A 16559-nucleotide genomic window follows, 5' to 3' on the forward strand; every position below is an offset into this window, starting at 1 on the left:
CGTGGGCGTGACTCTACCCTTCCTGCTGGCGCAGGTCACGTTGCCAGGCCCGCAAACCGTAGGCCGCCAGCAGCACAAAACCGGCGTACAGGGCGGCGGTGAGGTGCAGGTCCTTGTAGAGGAACAGCCCGACATAGGCCGCATCCAGCACGATCCACAACCACCAGCTGACCACGTATTTGCGTGCCGCCCACAGGCTGGCCACCAGGCTGAAGGCGGTGAGCAGCGAGTCCAGCCAGGGCAGGGCGGCGTCGGTGAAGTGGTGCATCACCGCGCCCAGGGCCACGGCGCCGATCAAGCCCGCCAGCAAGTGCCGCCACGCCTCCTGCATCGGCAGGCGTTCCACCCGCACCTTGCCGGCGTCCACGCGCCCGGTGCTCCAGCGCCACCAGCCATAACCTTGCAGCACGGCGAAGACCAGTTGCAGGAGCATGTCCGAATACAGCTTCACCTCGAAGAAGATCCAGGCATACAACAACACCGCGACCACGCTGACCGGCCAGCACCAGCGCACCCGTTGTGCGGTGAGCCAGACCCCGGCGATGTTGAAGCAGACGGCGACGATTTCCAGTGGCGACATAGGGCTCTCTCAACAGCTAGTTTTCCAGGTGCAGCGCCTGTTGCTTGAGTTGGCGCTTGCGTTCGAAGGGCAGTTTTTCCTGATCGCCATAGGGCGCGCTGTACCAGTTGCCGTAGGTCGGGTTGGGCAGCAGGAACCAGCGCTGGCCGAGCCAGGCCAGGTACGGCGCGGCCGCCTTGCGTTGCTCGGCCAGGGTGTTGTGTTCGGCCTGTACGAAGTCGCCGAAGGAGTCACCGGCCAGCATCAGCACGCGGGCGTGGCTGGCGACCCATTGGCGCCGGCAGTTCTTGCCGTAGCCGGCTTGCTCGCAGTGCCCGGTCGGGGTGCTGGCGGCCAGCACCTGTTCGTTGTGCGCCACCGGGAAACCGCGCAGGCGCAGGTTGCTGACCGTGGCCTGGACCTGGCTGTGCTCGCGGTTGGTGATGTAGTAGACGGTGATGCCTTTCTTGTTCGCTGCTTGCAGGAACTCCACAGCGCCCGGCAGTGCCTGGGCCTTGGCCTGATCGACCCAGGTGTTCCAGCGGTCGTAGGAATAGACCTGGTTGGTGAGGATGTCCCGCGCATTCAGCGGCACGTTGTCCAGCACGGTTTCGTCGATATCCACCACCACGGCCGGGGGCAGGCCGCTGAGGTTGCGCGGCGGCAAGGGCAGGGCGTCCCACGTAGGGTCGGCCAGGGCCGCGTCCAGCTGGCGGGTGGCGCTGGCGAAGACCTGGCGGTAAATCAGCTCGTGCTCGATGGAAGTCTGGGTCCACAGCACCGCGTCCAACTGGTCGTTGGCGGGCGGTTGCTGCTGGCAGCCGACCAGGGCGGTGGAGAGCAGGCACACACTGGAAAACATCAGATTACGCATGAACGATCAGCCTCAAAAATTGACGGTGGCGGATAACCGCGCGGTGCGCGGCGCACCCAGGAACAGGTAGCCGTCGCCCGCCGATTCACCCACATCGCGCCAGTAGCGTTTGTCGAACAGGTTGTCGACGGTCAGGCGCAGCACAGTAGCGTAATCGCCGACCCGGGTGGTGTAGCGCGCGCCCGCATCGAACACCGCGTAGTCATCCACCTTCACCGTGGCTTCGCGGTTGGCGTATTTGCTCGCGCTGTATTGCACGCCGCCGAGCAAGGCCAGGCCCGGGATGCCGGGGACGCTGTAGTCGCCATGCAGGCTGACGCGCAGCTTGGGCACGTTGATCGCCTGGTGGCCGTCATAGTCATCGGTGCCGCTGCCGCTGACTCGCGCACGGATCGCCGCGACGCTGGCCGAGACTTGCAGGTCGGAAGTCACGCGGCCGTTGGCGGACAGTTCGATGCCCACATTTTTCTGTTTGCCTTGCTGCACAAAGGTGGTCGTGCCGTCGTCATTCGGGCGGTTGTATTGCAGGTCCTGGGTGATCTGGAACAGCGCGGCGGTCAGGCTCAGGCGCTGGAAGTCGCGCTTGATCCCCACTTCCAGTTGGCGCGAAGTGGTCGGCGGCAGCACCTCGTCGGCGTTGCTGCTGAACCACGCGGCCTCACCGCCGAGGGACAAGCCTTTGCTGTAGCTGGCGTACAACGACGTGTCCGGGCGCGGTTTGTAGATCAACGCTGCTTGGGGCAGGAACACGCTGCGTTGGGTGTGGCGCGTGGTGGCGCCGGCCTGGTTGTAGGTTTCTTCGTCGAGACGCACCTGGCGCCCGCCGAGGACGGTTTGCCATTGCTCGTTGAAGCTGATGCGGTCGCTGGCGAACAGGCCATATTGACGGCTGTCGAGACGGCGGTAGGTGTGGCCGAGCGGGCCGTCATAGGGTTCCAGCACTGGAGCCGGTTCGTAGATATTGCCCTCGCCGATGTATTCGTTGACCGACTTGCGCCGGTCTACCAGACGGCGGAACGCGGTGGTGCCAAAGGTCAGGTCGTGCTTGAGAAAGCCCGTGTCGAACTGACCATTGAGCGCGGCCTGGGCTTCCTCGTTGCTGCGGGTGTCGTCGGGGCTGCGGTAGTCGGAGATATCGTAGTCACCCTCGGCGCTGAAGTGGTTGGGCACGGCGGTATTCGCGCAACTGGCGGCGCCGTAGCAGCCCCAGGCGAAGGTGCTGTAGTCGTCGATCACCACACGGCTGCGGGACGCGCTGAAGCTGGCTTTCCAGGCGTCGTTGAAGCGGTATTCGAACAGCCCGTCGAGGTTCAATGAGCGGATGCCCACCGGGTTCGACCAGCTCTGGTAGGCAAGCATGTCCTTGGGCGAAACGTGATGCGGCACGCGGGTGCCGCCGAGCAGTTGATAGCCCGGCACCGAGTGCTGTTCGCGGTCCTGGTACTCGGCGTTGAGTTGCAGCAGGGCGTTGGGGCTGATGTTCCAGTCCAGCGCGAGCGAGGCGAAATCACGCTTGCCGTCGGCGTGATCGACATAGGAACGGATGTCTTCGTGGGCCAGGTTGATGCGCACGCCCACCTGCTGTTCGGCACCGAGCCAGCCGCCGATATCGGTCGCCAGGTAGCGTTCACCCTGTTCGTTGGTGGATACCGTGACCGAGCGCACGTTCTCCGGGCGCTTGCTCACGTAGTTGACCAGCCCGCCGGGCTCGGAGACGCCGCTCTGCAAGCCGGCCAGGCCCTTGAGCACTTCGACTTGCTGCTTGTTTTCCAGGGCGACGTTCTGTTCGCCGGTAATGGTGCGGCCGTTGATCTTGTAGCTGCTCGCCGGGTTGAGGGCGAAGCCGCGAACCACAAAGTTTTCGTAGTAGCCGACCGGGGCGTAGCTGTCGCCAACCGAAGCATCGTTTTTCAACACTTCGCTGAGCAAGCGCGCCTGCTGGTCCTTCAAGCGGGCTTCGGTGATTACCGCGACGGACGCCGGCGTGTCCAGCAGCGGCGCGTTATCGAAACCGGCCACGGCGGCGTTTTTCGCCTGGTAGTCGGTGGTTTCCTGGCCGAGGACGGTGACGGTGCCCAAGGTCGCATCCTCGGCCTGCACGGCCGTGGCAGCGAAGGCGATGCTCAGGGCGAGCAGGGTGTGGCGGTAAGGTGTAGCCATGTAAAGAGCGCTCCAAAGGTCTGACCGCCGCTGCCGTACGCTTTTATCGGGCGCAAAGGCGCCCAGCGCTGCGCAACGGACGGGTTGCCAGTTCGTGATGAAAAAGCCGGGTTCGCCAGAAGTGGCGTCAGGCCGGAGCTGCTCCGGTGGTCATTGGCAAGCGTGTGTCGGCGGCCCATTCCTGTAGGGAGCCGTCGTAGATCGCGATGTCCTGGCGACCCAGCAGGGTCAGGGCCAGCGCGTTGGCGGCAGCGGAGATACCGCCGCCGCAATACACCACCAGTGGGCCGTCGCTGTGCAGCAGCGTGGGGCCAATCGCCAGGGCCAGGGCATCCTTGGGCAGGTAGCGGCCGTGGGCGTCGAACAGCTGGCGGGCAGGCAGGTTTTGGCTGCCGGGGATGTGTCCGCGTCGGGCGTAGCGGGTGGGGGCAGAGCCTTCAAACAGTGCGGCACCGAGGGCGCAGATCAGCACGCCCGGTGCGTGGCCAGAGGCGATGGCTTCGACGCCGTGGCGGTCGATCCACAGGTTTTGACGCGGGTGGATGGCCCAGGGTTGCACGGGTGCTATCGGTTCGGCGGGGCCGCTGTGTTCGGGTAGACCGGCTGTGCGCCAGGCGTTGAAGCCGCCGTCTAATACGCTTGCGTCGATACCCACGCTGCGCAGCATCCACCACAGGCGCGCGGCCCAGAAGCCATCGGCGCGGTCGTAGATGACCAGCGTTTTGCCTTGGCCTGCGCCGAGGCGGGCCAACACGTTTACCAGGGTTTCGGGCGTCGGCAGGGCAAAGCTGAAACTGGCCTGGATGTCGGTCAGTTCAGTCAATAGATCGGCATGCCGCGAGCCGGGGATATGCGCCTGCAACCAGCCCTCTTCACCGCTGCTGACGCGGTAATCGCCGTCGAAGGCTGGCGACGGCAACACCACCGTGGCATCCAGCACCACCAGCGTCGGGTCGGCGAGACGCGCGTGCAGCCAGTGGCTGTCGACCAGAATGCTCATACGTTTTTACGCCGGATATGACCCAGCAGACGCTGCCCTTCGGCCCCGGCAAACCAGCGCAGATGGCCGAGCAGGTAGGCGTAATACGCCACATCGGCGCTGGTGGTGGAGCCCACAATGTCGTGGAAATACGCCACTTCGGACAGCGCGAAATCCACATGCACCAAGGGCAGCAGGGCGCTGAGGGTGTGCAGGTCTTTGGCGCGCAACGGGCGGACCTGGTGGTAGCCGGCGAGCAGCGCATCGACGCTGTCGAGATCGGCGCGCGCCACGCCACCAGTGTCCAGGTCGAGCCAGGGCACGGCGTTGCGTTCGATGGCGGTGGCCAGGTCGAAGAGGGCGAAGGTGCGGTCGGCCAGGCCGAAATCCAGCACGCTGGAGACGCTGCCGTCGGCGCTCCACAAGAGGTTGGAGGCGTGCCAGTCGTTGTGGGTCCACAGCGGCGGTTGCTCGGCCAACAACGGATGCAACTCGCGGTGCCAGGGCAGCAGCAGTTCGCTGAGTGGGGTGTGCCAGTCCTTGTCGGCGAGGTAGGCGCTGTTGATGTTTTCCAGCGGTGCCGCGTGCTGGATCAATCGCGCGTTGGCCAACAGCACCGGGGTCTGGCGTTGGGGCGCGGCGTAGTGTTCAGCCGCTTGATGCAACCGCGCCAACGCCTGGCCGGCGGCGAGGGCGTGCTGAGTGTGTTGAAACGGCGACCACGACAGCGCATCGCGATACAGGTCCAGGCCCTCGGCGACGTGGTGCACTTCATAGGTCCACTCACCTTGCGCAGTGGCGGTGGCGCCGTGCCGATTCGAGACCACTGCAGCCACTGGAGCGCCCTGGCGATGCAAGTGAGCGATCAGGCGGTGTTCTTCTTCCAGCCACGCGGTTTGGCGCACATGCTGGTGATGACGTTTGACGAACAGCGTGCCCGTGCCGGTGGTGATCAAGCCCGCGGCGGAAAACGGCCGTGGGCTGTGCCAATGCAGGCTGCGCAGTGGCCCCAGTTGCGGGTAATCGCGCAGCAGCTGTTCGATGTCGCTTTCGTGCAATGCTGGCCAGTCGGCGGCGACCGGTTCCACGCCCAGGCCATGGGACGTGCGTTGTGGGTTCATGCCGCCACCTCGGGCAGGAACGCATTGCTGGTTGCGCCTTGCCAGACCTGTGGGTCGTCGAGCACCGCGTGGTTGTGCAGCCATTCGGCGTAGGGTTGCAGCAGCGCCTGGCGTTGCTCGCCCCAACGGCCTTGATGCAGCCAGGTCGGGGCGATTTTATGCAGCGAGGCGCTCAACAATTCAGCCGGGAAATACGGCGTGGTGTGTTCGTAGGCGGCGAGGGCGATTGACGGGTCTTGTGCCACGGCCAGATAACCGCGCGCGGTGGCGGCGAGGAAGTCGCGCACCACTTCGGGCTTGCCCGCCAGGGTGTGTTCATGGGTGCCGAGCAGGTAGCTGTGATAGGCCGGTGCGCCGATCTCGTCCACCGGCAACACCACGCGGCGTTCGGCGGCGATGGGGCTGTGCATCAGCGCTTCCCAGGCCCAGTAGCCGCCGAAACTGGCGTCGGCGATGCCTTCGGCGAGTTGCTCGGGACGCAGTTCGCGCACGCCGCTGTCTACCAGGATTACGCCGTCCGGGTCGCCGCCGTCGTGGCGGACCAGGTGGCGCACCATCGCCAGGCCGCGTGGCGTCGGGTTGAGGGCCAGGCGCTTGCCCACCAGGTCGCGGGGGCGGCGGATGCCGGAGTCGGTGAGGGTCTGGATCGATTCCAGGCCGGCGTGGTTGATGGCGGCGATGCCTTGTAGTGGCTGGCCGAGGCTGCGGCGCACCAGCAGGCGGTTGCTGGGGAAGATGCCGAAGTCGGCGGCGCCGGTCAGCAGGTGTTGCAGGGTGTCGCCGCGGTGGGGGTCGTGGACGACCAGTTCCACATCCAGGCCCAGGTCCTCATACCAGCCGCGTTCGCGGGCCAGGTATAGGCCGGCCGAGTTTGGCCAGGGGTGGAAGTATTCGAGCATTACCTTTACCGACGCCATTGCGTGTTACTCCAGCACAGCTTGTTTTGGTCGGGGATTTATAGGGGAGTGATCTGGTATATACCAATATCGTTTTTTGCTATGGATATAACTGGGTTGTTGTTGGTGGTGGTGGTGTACATATCCGTTTCTTCGGTAACGGCCACTTAGGGTTCCGCCCTTACGGCGGGTCACTTTGGAAAAGCCCCAAAGTAACCAAAGGGCTCTTGCCCCAACACTCGGCACCTCGCCTAGGCTCGGTGTGCCCGAACGCAGGCTTGAATCCGTGGGCCGCCGCCACGCGCCATCCATGGCGCGGGGCGGCTAACCCGGCGTCCTGCCGGGTTACCCACGGATTCAAGCCTGCGTTCGGCCAGCGTGTTTGACGGGGCAAGTAAGATCAAAAGCAAGAGCGCGGCGGCCTGAAAGCCGACCGGTTTTTGTCCAGTCGCTCACCATTCAACTGTGGGAACCGGCACCTGTGGGAGCTGGCTTGCCTGCGATGCAGACAACTCGGTACATCAGGCACACCCAGTCGATGCCATCGCAGGCAAGCCAGCTCCCACAGGGGAACGCGAACGCTTCCTCGACCAGGTCGGCTGTCAGGCCGCCTCGCTTTGTTTTTGATTTTGATCTTAGGCGCCCCGTTAAACACGCTGGCCGGAATTCGACATGGATTTGGGGGGTAAACCGGCAGGGATGCCGGTTTAGCCGCCCCGCGCCATGGATGGCGCGTGGCGGCGGCCCCCCAAATCCATGTCGGATTACGGGCATGCCGAGCCTAGGCGAGGCACCGAGTGTTGGGGCAAGAGCCCTTTGGTTACTTTGGGGCTTTTCCAAAGTGACCCGCCGTAAGGGCGGAACCATAAGCCGCCGTTACCCAAATAATGGATATGTACCCCAACACCCCATTGCCCAATGTGTACACTCCACCCCCATCCCCCAAATCAAAGGAACCCCCGGTGGACCTACGCCAGTTGGAAGCCTTCGCCGCCGTCATGTCCGCCGGCAGCGTCACCGGTGCCGGCCAGATGCTGGGCCGCTCACAACCCACCGTGACGCGCCTGATCCAGGAGCTTGAGCAAGAACTCGGCTTCGCCCTGTTCGAACGCAGCGGCCCCAAAGTCACCCCCACCCAAAAAGCCTTCCAACTCTCGGCCGAAGTCGACAGCGCCCTGCAAGGCGTTCGCCATGTACAACAACGCGCCCTGAACATCGCCCGCGACGAAAACCTCAGCCTGCGCGTGGTCGCCACCCCAGCCCTGGCCGCCGGTTTGCTCCCCCCGGCGATTGCGCGTTTGCCGGCAGGCCTGCGCCCGCAGCAATTGCAGATCCAGAGCCTCACCCCTGAAGGCGTGGTGCAAGCCGTGCTAGCCAAGACCGTCGACCTCGGCGTGGTCAGCCTGCCCCTGGAACATCGCGGCCTGGAGGTGCACTGGATCGGCGAAGCGTCGTGCGTCGCGGTGCTCGCCGAAGATTCGCCACTGGCCAGCGAATCCGTGCTGAGCATGCAGACCCTGGCGCAGCACACGCTGATCAGCATTTCCAACCCCTTCCGCTTCCGCCGTCGCATCAACAAAGCCTTCGAAGACCTGGGCAGCGAGCCCCAGCACATCCTCGAAACCAACACCTCGCTGACCGCCATGCAAATGGCCCGCGCTGGCCTGGGTGTGGCCCTGGTGGACCCGTTCACCGCGTTCGGCGTGCCGCTCAATGGCGTGGTGGTGCGGCCGATTGAAAGCACTATTCCGTTCTTCTTCGGCTTGATTTCGGCCTTCGCCAGCCCACTATCCGATGTCGCCCAGGCCTTGGTCGAAAGCCTGCAAACGTCCTCCCAGGACTTGTTGCCCGGCATGATCATCCACCCGGCCAATCGCCATGACGCTTTGATGCAACGCATCTACGCCAGCTGACCCTTATATGTAATTTGGAATATGCATAGCTCTATTAATTAGTAGATGGAATAAGTGATGCCCTTTAGTATTCATTTACCGCATTCAGTGCGCTAATGAATCACGAAAACGAATAGATGGCTGTTCACCCAGCTCATCTCTCTTCGCGGACATCCAGCCGACCTCGGCAAATCGCCGCACGACCAGTCACACCCTTTACGGCGATTTCTCGGGGAGTTCCCAGATGCAACCCAGCTTTTCATCGACTGCATTTTTTTCACCGGCAGCCCTCGCGCTGACCGGCCTGTGCCTGGCGTCCGCGCCGCTGATGGCAGAGGAAGACCAGGACACTGAACGCAAGAAAGCCGAGCCGGTGATGCAAACCGTGGTCTCGGTGGGCAACCGTGGCAACCAGCGCACGGTGGCGCAAAGCGCCGTGCCGATTGATGTGATCGGTGGCGAAGACCTGCAAAAGCAAGGCGGCAGCACTGCGCTGCGTGATGCGCTTGAGCACTTGCTGCCGTCATTCAACGTGGCCAAGGTCACCGGCGGCGCCTACAGCAACGTGGCGCGGGCTGCCGGTTTGCGCGGGCTTGGCGGCGGTTATGTGCTGGTGCTGGTCAACGGCAAGCGCCGCCACGGCGGTTCGGTGGCCTCGGAAAACTCGGTGCTGGTGGAAGGCTGGAACCCGGCCGACCTCGACCTGATCCCCATCAGCGCCATCGACCGCGTCGAAGTCTTGCGCGACGGCGCCGCCGCCCAGTACGGCTCGGATGCCATCGCCGGGGTGATCAATATCATCCTCAAGTCCGACAGCAGCGGCGGCAGTTCCAGCACCATGGCCGGGCGCCGTTCCCATTACGCCAGTGGCGTCGGTTCGAATGGCGAGACCTACCAGCAGACCTTCAACTACGGCCTGCCACTGCCCAACGACGGCTTCTTCAACTTCGCCCTCGACGCCAAGAAGCAAGACAGCACCAAGCGCTCCGGCGTGGCCACCGGCGCGTTTTACTACCCGGTCAACGGCCAACCCGACCCACGGGAAAACACCGTGGAAAAGCGCAGCTTCGGCGGCGGCCTGCCGGAGATCGAGCAGATCAATGTGTCGTACAACGCCGAGTTGCCGCTCAACGAGTCGACCTCGCTGTACTCCTTCAGCACCTTGGGCAAGCAGGATGCGCTGGTCTCTATCGGCTTCCGCCGGCCCAACTCCAATACCATCGTCAACGAGCTGTACCCGGACGGCATCGCCCCGGATTTCACCTTTGACAGCCTCGACTACCAGAGCACCTTCGGTGCCCGTGGCGATGACCTGGCCGGCTGGGGCTGGGACCTCAGCACCTCCTATGGCGCCAACCGCCAGAAGCAATCCACCGACAACAACCTCAACCCGTCCCTCGGCACGGCGAGCCCCACCGATTTCACCTTGCAGACCAACACCTTCACCCAGTGGACCACCAACTTCGACCTCAACCGCAAGTTGGATATCGGCACGCGCAACCCGCTGAACTTTGCCACCGGCCTGGAGTACCGCTTCGAGCAGTACCGCACCGAATCCGGCGATGTGGACTCGTACCGCAACGGCAACTACCGCTACCCGGCCGGCCACCCGCGCGCCGGGCAACTCGCGGCCATTGGCGCCCTGGGCAACTACCTGCTGCTGCCGGAAGACGAAGTCAACCTGCGCCGCAGCGACTCGGCGGCCTATGTGGACCTGGGCCTGGACGTCACCGATAAGTGGTTTGTCGGCGCCGCCGGCCGCTTCGAGCACTACACCGACAGCTCGGGCAACACCTGGACCGGCAAGCTCTCGACGCGCTATGCCTTCACCCCGGAAATCGCCGCGCGCGGTGCTTTGAGCACAGGTTTCGTCGCACCGTCGATGGTGCAGCAGGGCTACGCCAAGACCGGCCTGGGCCGCCGCACCGTGGGCAACACCACCCAGGACATCATGATCAAACGCGTGCAGACCAACTCGGCGATTGGCCGGGCCCTGGGCGCCGAAGACCTGGAACCGGTGAAGTCGCAAAGCGTCTCTGCCGGCCTGACCTGGACGCCAGTCAAGGACTTGAACGTGGCGCTGGACGCCTACCTGATCGACCTGCAAGACCGTATCGCGCTGATCAGCCCGCTGTCCGGCGTGGCGGTGGACCAGATCCTCGCCGCCAATGGCTTCTCCCACGTGCAGCAAGTGCAGTACTACGCCAACGCGTTCGACACCCGCACCAAGGGCCTCGACCTGGTGGCCGACTACACCCAGCACCTGGACCGCTTCGGCCGCTTGCGCTGGAACGTCGGCGCCAACTGGAACAAAGCCACGATCACCGACCTCAAGGCCAACCCGTCGCAGTTGCAAAGCCTCGGCCTGCAACGTTTCGAACGCACCGAGTTGGGCGGCATCACCGACCTCACGCCCAAGAGCAAGTACATCGTCGGCCTCAACTGGCAGGTCAACGATTGGGATGTGGGCGTGCGCGCCACCCGCTACGGCAAGGTCAAGCGCCTGGGCAGCGGCACCACCGGCGTGGATGAAACCTTCAGCGCCAAGTGGATCACCGATGTCGACGTGACCTATGGCCTGACCGACAACGTGCGGGTCTCCCTGGGCGCCGACAACCTGTTCAACGTCTACCCCGACAAGCACACCGTGACCGACGTTTCCGGCGGTTCCTACTACTCGTCGATCTCGCCGTTCGGTTCCTACGGGGCGTTCTACTACAGCCGCCTGAACATCGACTTTTAACCCTTGCGGGCCGCGTGCCCGCTCACTTGATCGAGTACTCAACGATGCCGCACACCACCGCCCCCATCGGTCTACCCGCCCTCGAAGCGCGCCTGCGCGAGGACCTGGCGTGGCTCGATCTGCCCGCCCAGCCCTGGGTCAAACCGCACCAACTGGACGGCCAGCCGCTGCTGGAAGTGGCGGTGATCGGCGGCGGTATGGCAGGCATGGCGGTGGCCGCCGAACTGGGCCATCTGGGGGTGCGGGCGGTGGTGTTCGACCAGGCGCCCCAGGGTTTCGAAGGGCCGTGGGCAACCACGGCGCGCATGGAAACGCTGCGCTCGCCCAAGCAATTGAGCGGGCCAGCGCTGGGCCTGCCGGCGCTGACGTTTCGCGCGTGGTTCCAGGCGCAATTCGGCCTGGAGGCGTGGGATGCGCTGGACAAGATCCCGCGCCTGCAATGGGCCGACTACCTGCGCTGGTATCGCCAGGTGCTGCGCCTGGATGTGCGCAACCAACACCGCGTGACCCGCGTGCAACCCCAGGCCGATGGGCGCGTTGAACTGCACATCGACGCCAACGGCCAGTCCCAGGTGTTCTCGGCGCGCCACGTGGTGCTCGCCACCGGGCGTGACGGCTTGGGCGGCCCATGGGTGCCGGAGCTGGCGCGGCAGTTGCCCGGCGAATACTGGGCGCATTCGGCCGACGGTTTGCAGGATGAGTGGTTTGTCGGCAAACGCGTCGCGGTGATCGGCGGCGGCGCGTCGGCGATGGACGCGGCGGGCACCGCACTCGAAGCCGGCGCGCTGAGCGTCGACCTGCTGGTGCGGCGCAAGGACCTGCCGCGCATCAACAAGGGCAAGGGCGCTGGCAGCCCCGGCATGACCCACGGCTACTGGCGCCTGCCGGACGATTGGAAGTGGAGCATCCGCCACTACCTCAACCGGCAACAAGTGCCGCCGCCCCACGGCAGCACCTTGCGTGTTTCACGCCACGCCAATGCGCGGTTCCTGCTCGACAGCCCGATTGAATCGGTGGCCGTGCAGGCCAATGGCAGCCTGTTGCTGCACACCCCCACGGCGCAGTTGCGCTACGACTTCCTGGTGTTCGCCACCGGCTTTCGCAGCAACTTCGACCTGCGCCCGGAGTTCTCGCCGTTCGCCCCCCATATCAAGCTCTGGCGCGACCGCTTCACGGCGCCCGTCGGCCAGGAAGACCCGGAGCTGTCGCAACTGCCGGACCTCGGCCCGCTGTTCGAATTCCAGCCGCGCACGCCCGATGCCTGCCCTGGCCTGGAGCGTGTGCACTGCTTCAGCTATCCGGCGGCGCTGACCTACGGTGGCGTGTCCGGTGATATCCCAGCCATCAGCGAAGGCGCCAAGCGCATGGCCCAAGGCCTGGCCGGGCAGCTGTTCAACGACGACGTGGCGCTGCATTTCGACGCGATGCAAAACTACGCCGAGCCGGAGCTGCAAGGCGATGAATGGCACGCCGGCAGCCTGCGCGTCGAGGAGCTGCGTACATGACCTTATGGTTGCTGCGCCGCGTCGGCCAGGCCGTGCTGGTGATGCTGCTGATGACGCTGATCGTGTTCGTCGGCCTCAATGCCATCGGCAACCCGGTGGACATCCTCATCGGCGAAGACCTCAACCAGGCCGAGCGCCTGCAAGCCATTGCGCGCCTGGGCCTGGACCAGCCGCTGTGGCAGCAATACCTGAGCTTCCTCGACGGCGCACTGCACGGGCACCTGGGCAAAAGCTTCGTGCACCACGAAGACGCCTTGCAGCTGATTTTGCAGCGCTTGCCGGCGACCTTTGAACTGGCGTTCAGCGCCTTGCTCATGGCGATTGTGATCGGCGTGCCGCTGGGCCTGTTCGCCGGCCTGTACCCGGACCACTTCGCCTCGCGGCTGATGATGACCGGCAGCATCGTCGGTTTTTCCCTGCCGTCGTTCTGGGTCGCGCTGATGCTGATCATGCTGTTCTCGGTGCACCTCGGCTGGCTACCCGCCAGTGGCCGTGGCGCCACCCGTGAGTGGCTGGGCATTCAATGGTCGTGGCTGACCCTCGACGGTTGGCAGCATTTGCTGCTGCCGGCGCTGAACCTGGCGCTGTTCAAAATCTCCCTGGTGCTGCGCCTGACCCGTGCCGGCGTGCGCGAAATCCTGCCCCAGGATTTCGTCAAGTTCGCTCGGGCCAAGGGCCTGTCACCGCTGCGAGTGACCCTTATGCATGTGTTGCGCAACACCCTGATCCCGCTGGTGACCGTGCTCGGCCTGGAGCTGGGCTCGACCATCGCCTACGCGGTGGTCACCGAAAGCATCTTTGCCTGGCCCGGCGCCGGCAAGCTGATCCTCGACAGCATCAACACCCTCGACCGCCCCGTGGTGGTGGCGTACCTGATGGTGGTTGTGGTGATTTTCGTCAGCCTCAACCTGCTGGTGGACGTGCTGTACCGCCTGCTCGACCCGCGCGTACGTCTGGAAGGTGCGCAATGATCCGCGTGCAATCGTTGTGGCAACGCGGCGCGTTGGATTTCCTGCGGGCGCCGATGGCCATTGTCGGCCTGCTGATCCTGGCCCTGGTGGTGTTGGCGGCGTTGTTCGCGCCGTGGATCACCCCGCAAAACCCTTACGACCTGATGCAACTGGATGTGCTCGACGCGCGCCTGGCGCCCGGCGCCACCAGCAGCGAAGGGCATTACACCTACTGGCTGGGCACCGACGGCCAGGGCCGCGACCTGTATTCGGCGATTGTCTACGGGCTGCGCATCAGCCTGTTGGTGGGCGTCGGTTCGGCGCTGATCGCTGCGGTCATCGGCACCTTGATCGGGCTGGTCTCGGCGTATGCCGGTGGTTGGGTCGATGCGCTGTTGATGCGCCTGGTGGACTTGCTGCTGTCGTTCCCCGGCATCCTCATGGCGCTGATGATCCTTGCGTGGCTGGGCAAGGGCGTGGGCAATGTGGTGTTGACGCTGGTGGTGCTCGAATGGGCCTATTACGCGCGCACTGCCCGTGGCCAGGCGCTGGTGGAAAGCCGCCGCGAGTACGTCGAGGCCGCACGCGGCCAGGGCATCAGCCGCTGGCGCATCCTGGTCGGGCACATCCTGCCCAACTGCCTGCCGCCGTTGATTGTGATTGGCGCGTTACAGATCGCCCGGGCGATTACCTTGGAAGCGACCCTGTCGTTCCTTGGCCTGGGCGTACCGATTACCGAACCGTCCCTGGGCCTGCTGATCGCCAACGGTTTCCAGTTCATGTTGGGCGATGAGTACTGGATCAGCGTGTTCCCCGGTTTGGCGTTGTTGCTGACGATTGTCGCGATCAACCTGGTGGGCGACCGCCTGCGGGACGTACTCAACCCGAGGTTGCAGCGATGAAGGCTTTGGATAACGCGGTACTGCCCGCGACCCTTGACGTGCGCAACCTGTGCACTTCGTTCCACACCCGCGACGGCATTCTGCCGGCGGTGCGCGACGTGTCCCTGCGCCTGCAACCGGGGCGCATCCTCGGGCTGGTGGGGGAGTCGGGCTCGGGTAAATCCGTTACCGGTTTCTCGATCCTCGGGCTGGTGGATGCACCGGGGCGTATCAGCGGCGGCGAGATTCTGTTCCAGGGCCAGGACCTGGTGCAGCTGCGTCCCTCACAGCTTCGCCACCTGCAAGGCAATCGCATCGCGATGATCTTCCAGGACCCGATGATGACCCTCAACCCGGTGCTGCGCATCGACACGCAGATGATCGAAGCGGTGCGCGCCCACAACCCGATGAGCAAACGCGAGGCACGGCAACATGCCTGCGCCACCTTGGCCTCGATGGGCATCGCCAGCCCCGAAGAGCGCCTGCGTGCCTACCCGCATCAACTGTCTGGCGGCATGCGCCAACGGGTGGCGATTGCCATTGCATTGCTGCACCGCCCGGACTTGATCATCGCGGATGAACCGACAACGGCGCTGGACGTGACCATCCAGGCGCAGATCCTCGGTGAAGTGCAAAAACTGGTGCGCGAGCAGGGCACCGCACTCATCTGGATTACCCACGACCTGTCGGTGGTCGCCGGCCTCGCCGATGACGTGGCGGTGATGTACGCCGGGCGCATTGTCGAGCAGGGCAGTGTGGATGCGGTACTCGACCAGCCGCTACACCCCTACACCCAGGGCCTGATCGACAGCCTGCCGAGCCGCAACAGACGCGGCCAGCGCCTGCGGCAGATTCCGGGGATGGCCCCGGACCTGCTGTCGATGCCCGTCGGTTGTGCATTTGCCGAGCGTTGCAGCCGCGTCAGCAGCGCGTGCAGCGAACAACCCCAGCCCCTTGAAATCGAACCCGGTCGCAGCGTGCGTTGCTTCCATCCTGGAGTTGCCCATGGCCAATGAATCCGTGCCGTTGATCGAGCTGCAACAGGTCAGCAAACAGTTTGGCCCGGCGCCCGGCGGCGTGCTGCAACGCCTCGGGCTAAGCCGCCCACGCCCGCAGACGCGCGCCGTGGACGGCGTCGACCTGTGCATCGCTCGGGGCGAAGTGGTGGGGCTGGTGGGTGAGTCCGGCTGCGGCAAATCCACTTTGGGGCGCATGGTCGCCGGGTTGCTGCCGACGTCCAGCGGCCGCGTGAGCGTCGACGGCCAGCCAATGCAAGGGTTGAGCGCGGCGCAAAAGCTCAAGGTGCAGATGATCTTCCAGGACCCTTACGCCAGCCTCAACCCACGGCTGCGGGTGGACCGCATCGTCGGCGAAGGCGCGTTGCGCCAGGGCCTCACCGACCGCGCAGGCTTCGACGATTACGTCAGCGCGCAACTGCGTCGCGCCGGCTTGAGCCCGGAGTTGCGCCAGCGTTACCCGCACCAGTTCAGCGGCGGCCAGCGCCAGCGCATCGGCATCGCCCGCGCCTTGGCGGTGCAGCCGCAATTGCTGGTGTGCGATGAGTCGGTGGCGGCGCTGGACGTGTCGATCCAGGCGCAGATCCTCAACCTGTTCATGGACCTGCGCGAGCAACTGGGCCTGACCTACCTGTTTATCAGCCATGACCTCGGCGTGGTCGAGCACCTGTGCGACCGCGTGGTGGTGATGTACCTCGGCCGGGTGGTGGAGTCGGCCACGGTGGACGAGTTGTTCGCCCGCGCCAATCACCCCTACACCCAGGCACTGCTGGCGCAGATCCCGCGATTTGAACTGCGGCGCAGCCAGTACCAGGCGATCCGTGGCGAAATCCCCAGCCCGTTGCACCCGCCGTCAGGCTGCCATTTCCACCCGCGTTGCCCCCATGCCACGGCGCGTTGCCGTGAAGAAGTCCCGCTGCTCAGAGAAGTGTCGCCCGACCACCTGAGCGCTTGCCACCTCAACCTTGCCTCTTAGGAACTTG

General features: G+C 64.8%; 13 protein-coding genes. 7 read left to right on the top strand and 6 right to left on the bottom strand.

The window, feature by feature from the left end; genetic code table 11:
* Nucleotides 1–13 precede the first annotated feature (13 nt).
* From pnuC to ACZRMO_RS17970, 6 genes are all read right to left on the bottom strand, one after another.
* Nucleotides 14–580 carry a nicotinamide riboside transporter PnuC gene (gene pnuC / locus ACZRMO_RS17945; protein WP_124525677.1) on the bottom strand — a complete coding sequence of 189 codons (567 nt, stop codon included), beginning with the start codon at nt 578–580 and terminating at the stop codon, nt 14–16.
* Nucleotides 581–596: 16 nt separating this feature from the next.
* Nucleotides 597–1433 (bottom strand): 5'-nucleotidase, lipoprotein e(P4) family, encoded by an 837-nt coding sequence (locus ACZRMO_RS17950; protein ID WP_463973686.1) that lies wholly within the window; start codon nt 1431–1433, stop codon nt 597–599.
* A gap of 12 nt (nt 1434–1445) precedes the next feature.
* The gene (locus ACZRMO_RS17955; RefSeq protein ID WP_463973687.1) at nt 1446–3593 is read right to left on the bottom strand and encodes a TonB-dependent siderophore receptor; all 2148 of its coding nucleotides are present in this window, start codon (nt 3591–3593) and stop codon (nt 1446–1448) included.
* Between the two features lie 127 nt (nt 3594–3720).
* Nucleotides 3721–4593, bottom strand: a complete 873-nt coding sequence (locus ACZRMO_RS17960; protein ID WP_463973688.1) for a sulfurtransferase — start codon at nt 4591–4593, stop codon at nt 3721–3723.
* Nucleotides 4590–5693: a phosphotransferase enzyme family protein gene (locus tag ACZRMO_RS17965; protein ID WP_463973689.1), complete on the bottom strand. Its 1104-nt coding sequence runs from the start codon at nt 5691–5693 to the stop codon at nt 4590–4592. The genes ACZRMO_RS17960 and ACZRMO_RS17965 overlap by 4 nt, the downstream gene beginning before the upstream one ends.
* Nucleotides 5690–6610: an ABC transporter substrate-binding protein gene (locus ACZRMO_RS17970; protein ID WP_463973690.1), complete on the bottom strand. Its 921-nt coding sequence runs from the start codon at nt 6608–6610 to the stop codon at nt 5690–5692. Before ACZRMO_RS17970 ends, ACZRMO_RS17965 begins: the two co-directional genes overlap by 4 nt.
* A gap of 941 nt (nt 6611–7551) precedes the next feature.
* Between ACZRMO_RS17970 and ACZRMO_RS17975 the strand changes: the two genes are divergently transcribed.
* From ACZRMO_RS17975 to ACZRMO_RS18005, 7 genes are all read left to right on the top strand, one after another.
* A complete protein-coding gene (locus ACZRMO_RS17975; RefSeq protein ID WP_463973691.1) occupies nt 7552–8502 on the top strand; it encodes a LysR family transcriptional regulator in 951 nt (316 codons plus the stop codon).
* A 223-nt stretch (nt 8503–8725) separates the two neighbouring features.
* Entirely contained in the window at nt 8726–11224 is a 2499-nt protein-coding gene (locus ACZRMO_RS17980) for a TonB-dependent receptor plug domain-containing protein (protein WP_463973692.1), read from the top strand.
* A gap of 44 nt (nt 11225–11268) precedes the next feature.
* Nucleotides 11269–12729 carry an FAD-dependent oxidoreductase gene (locus ACZRMO_RS17985; protein WP_463973693.1) on the top strand — a complete coding sequence of 487 codons (1461 nt, stop codon included), beginning with the start codon at nt 11269–11271 and terminating at the stop codon, nt 12727–12729.
* Nucleotides 12726–13700, top strand: a complete 975-nt coding sequence (locus ACZRMO_RS17990; RefSeq protein ID WP_124529993.1) for an ABC transporter permease — start codon at nt 12726–12728, stop codon at nt 13698–13700. The genes ACZRMO_RS17985 and ACZRMO_RS17990 overlap by 4 nt, the downstream gene beginning before the upstream one ends.
* The gene (locus ACZRMO_RS17995; protein ID WP_448183841.1) at nt 13697–14581 is read left to right on the top strand and encodes an ABC transporter permease; all 885 of its coding nucleotides are present in this window, start codon (nt 13697–13699) and stop codon (nt 14579–14581) included. Before ACZRMO_RS17990 ends, ACZRMO_RS17995 begins: the two co-directional genes overlap by 4 nt.
* Nucleotides 14578–15576, top strand: a complete 999-nt coding sequence (locus ACZRMO_RS18000; RefSeq protein WP_463973694.1) for an ABC transporter ATP-binding protein — start codon at nt 14578–14580, stop codon at nt 15574–15576. Before ACZRMO_RS17995 ends, ACZRMO_RS18000 begins: the two co-directional genes overlap by 4 nt.
* The gene (locus ACZRMO_RS18005; RefSeq protein WP_463973695.1) at nt 15566–16552 is read left to right on the top strand and encodes an ABC transporter ATP-binding protein; all 987 of its coding nucleotides are present in this window, start codon (nt 15566–15568) and stop codon (nt 16550–16552) included. Before ACZRMO_RS18000 ends, ACZRMO_RS18005 begins: the two co-directional genes overlap by 11 nt.
* The last annotated feature ends 7 nt before the right edge of the window (nt 16553–16559 follow it).

The sequence above is a fragment of the Pseudomonas sp. B611 genome (assembly GCF_055407965.1).

What these genes read in the sequence shown, in the direction of transcription:
- pnuC (WP_124525677.1), bottom strand. Translation starts at nt 580, where the DNA reads ATGTCGCCACTGGAAATCGTCGCCGTCTGCTTCAACATCGCCGGGGTC.
- ACZRMO_RS17950 (WP_463973686.1), bottom strand. Translation starts at nt 1,433, where the DNA reads ATGCGTAATCTGATGTTTTCCAGTGTGTGCCTGCTCTCCACCGCCCTG.
- ACZRMO_RS17955 (WP_463973687.1), bottom strand. Translation starts at nt 3,593, where the DNA reads ATGGCTACACCTTACCGCCACACCCTGCTCGCCCTGAGCATCGCCTTC.
- ACZRMO_RS17960 (WP_463973688.1), bottom strand. Translation starts at nt 4,593, where the DNA reads ATGAGCATTCTGGTCGACAGCCACTGGCTGCACGCGCGTCTCGCCGAC.
- ACZRMO_RS17965 (WP_463973689.1), bottom strand. Translation starts at nt 5,693, where the DNA reads ATGAACCCACAACGCACGTCCCATGGCCTGGGCGTGGAACCGGTCGCC.
- ACZRMO_RS17970 (WP_463973690.1), bottom strand. Translation starts at nt 6,610, where the DNA reads ATGGCGTCGGTAAAGGTAATGCTCGAATACTTCCACCCCTGGCCAAAC.
- ACZRMO_RS17980 (WP_463973692.1), top strand. Translation starts at nt 8,726, where the DNA reads ATGCAACCCAGCTTTTCATCGACTGCATTTTTTTCACCGGCAGCCCTC.
- ACZRMO_RS17985 (WP_463973693.1), top strand. Translation starts at nt 11,269, where the DNA reads ATGCCGCACACCACCGCCCCCATCGGTCTACCCGCCCTCGAAGCGCGC.
- ACZRMO_RS17990 (WP_124529993.1), top strand. Translation starts at nt 12,726, where the DNA reads ATGACCTTATGGTTGCTGCGCCGCGTCGGCCAGGCCGTGCTGGTGATG.
- ACZRMO_RS17995 (WP_448183841.1), top strand. Translation starts at nt 13,697, where the DNA reads ATGATCCGCGTGCAATCGTTGTGGCAACGCGGCGCGTTGGATTTCCTG.
- ACZRMO_RS18000 (WP_463973694.1), top strand. Translation starts at nt 14,578, where the DNA reads ATGAAGGCTTTGGATAACGCGGTACTGCCCGCGACCCTTGACGTGCGC.
- ACZRMO_RS18005 (WP_463973695.1), top strand. Translation starts at nt 15,566, where the DNA reads ATGGCCAATGAATCCGTGCCGTTGATCGAGCTGCAACAGGTCAGCAAA.